The sequence below is a fragment of the Companilactobacillus halodurans genome (assembly GCF_009600985.1).
Lineage (GTDB): Bacteria > Bacillota > Bacilli > Lactobacillales > Lactobacillaceae > Companilactobacillus > Companilactobacillus halodurans.
This window is the reverse complement of sequence record NZ_VDFP01000103.1, coordinates 1-1,643: the sequence shown is the minus strand read 5'-3', so window position 1 is coordinate 1,643 and position 1,643 is coordinate 1. Positions and strand designations below refer to the sequence as shown.

3 protein-coding genes are annotated in these 1,643 nt (G+C 32.5%); 1 reads left to right on the top strand and 2 read right to left on the bottom strand.

Annotation, left to right across the window (positions count from 1 at the left end; all coding sequences use genetic code 11):
- Nucleotides 1-4: 4 nt before the first annotated feature.
- Nucleotides 5-121 carry an HAD hydrolase family protein gene (locus tag FHL06_RS14970; protein WP_272950468.1) on the top strand — a complete coding sequence of 39 codons (117 nt, stop codon included), beginning with the start codon at nt 5-7 and terminating at the stop codon, nt 119-121.
- Nucleotides 122-293: 172 nt separating this feature from the next.
- On the opposite strand, the gene FHL06_RS12760 is transcribed toward FHL06_RS14970, so the two are convergent.
- Both FHL06_RS12760 and FHL06_RS12755 read right to left on the bottom strand, forming a co-directional pair.
- Entirely contained in the window at nt 294-746 is a 453-nt protein-coding gene (locus tag FHL06_RS12760) for a CopY/TcrY family copper transport repressor (protein ID WP_153386962.1), read from the bottom strand.
- Nucleotides 747-786: 40 nt separating this feature from the next.
- Entirely contained in the window at nt 787-1,524 is a 738-nt protein-coding gene (locus tag FHL06_RS12755) for a MerR family transcriptional regulator (RefSeq protein ID WP_153386960.1), read from the bottom strand.
- Between the last annotated feature and the right edge of the window lie 119 nt (nt 1,525-1,643).

The following is a 1,643-nucleotide window of genomic DNA, read 5'->3' as shown; positions in this document are numbered from 1 at the left end:
TGCTATGGATAATGCCATTGACAGTGTTAAAGATGCAGCTTGGAAAATAACCGGAACAAATAATCAAGATGGTGTGGCAACCATGATTAAGCAAGTTTTGGAAGATTCATCATGGTTGTAAAGCTGGTTATAGAGTCGAATATATGAAAGGCTAGATATTTTTTCTTGGTATCCAGAAAAAATATCTAGCCTTTTGATTACGTTAAATCTCAATTTTTCCAATTTATTTAGTAAAAAAGCGTCCAATCATCAAATGATTGAACGCCGTGTCGCCCCTGCCAAGGAACTTAATTTTAACACATCTCAGCGCAACCTTCAGGTAAGCAATCGCATTTAACATGTTCAGGAGCAGTTGCCAATTTCCTATCGAGTGTCTTTTGAAGCATCTTGATATCTGCTTGGCTAATATCCATTGTTTCAATCAATTCATCTAAGACTGAACCAGATTTATGGGCACAAAAATCGGCGAATAAACTATTAGCATATTCATTCATAGTTGCCTGTTCTTCAACCGTTGCAGAATAAATGTAACGTCCTTTTTCCTTTTCACGGCTAAGGAATTCCTTTTTAGTCAAACGAGTGATCAATGTCTTGATGGTGGAATCAGACCATGTTTGTTTCTTTTGCATCAGATTGATTATTTCGGAACTTGTCACATGTTTCAAGGTCCAGACAATTCTCATAATTTGCCATTCAGCTGAAGAAATCTCAACTTTTTTCTGTTCTTTCTTTACCACAGTATCCATCAAAACATTCCTCTCGTAATGACAACATTATATAACATTCTTAGATTGATTTGAGATTAGATTTTTCGGCATAAACTTCAACGCAATAATTTTTTTGACCACAGTTAGGACAAACTAGTTTACGAGTTCTAGGGTTATGATTACTGAAAAAAGCTGCCTTAAATGTTGGCCTAAATTCATAATTACAATTTGGACATATGTAATTAACTTTGTTGAAATAATACTTAAAAATCCAAATAGCAAAAATGACTGCCATTAACATTACTATTATAAATGGTACCCATTGGTTCTTCTTAATTCCCCAAACTAGACTTCCAATTTCAGCCACATCCATTAATAAACCGGTAATAACCATTTTCATATGTACTTTTCTCAAGGCTTTTTTATTATTCATGATATTATCTATGTCATCAATCGTTCTTAATGAAATTTGATTTATTTGTGGCAAATTATGCTTAATATTTTCAATCATCTTTATTTGATTTTTAGAATTCTTGACCTGTAACTTAGTTGCTTTCAATTGTTGTTCTAACAGTAAATCTAAAACTTCCATTGAATTATCACTTTTGAGAATTTCCTTGATTGCCTTCAATGAAAGACCTAAATTTTTTAATAATAAAATCAATTTCAGTTTATTTAAATCCGCATCGGTATAAATACGTTTGCCATTAGCATAAATTTCACTCGGCTTTAGTAAATTCTTTTTATCATAGTACTGAATTGTTCTGACCGAGACTTGAGTCATTTTGGCTAACTCACCAGTCGTATACTCGGACATAATATTCACCTCCTTGATTCTATTTATAGCTTATTACCTTAGGTCGTCTGCAAGCTTTATTTATGGAAAAAAGCATAACGGCGTTTTATAATGAATTTGCATAAATATATTTGTTACTG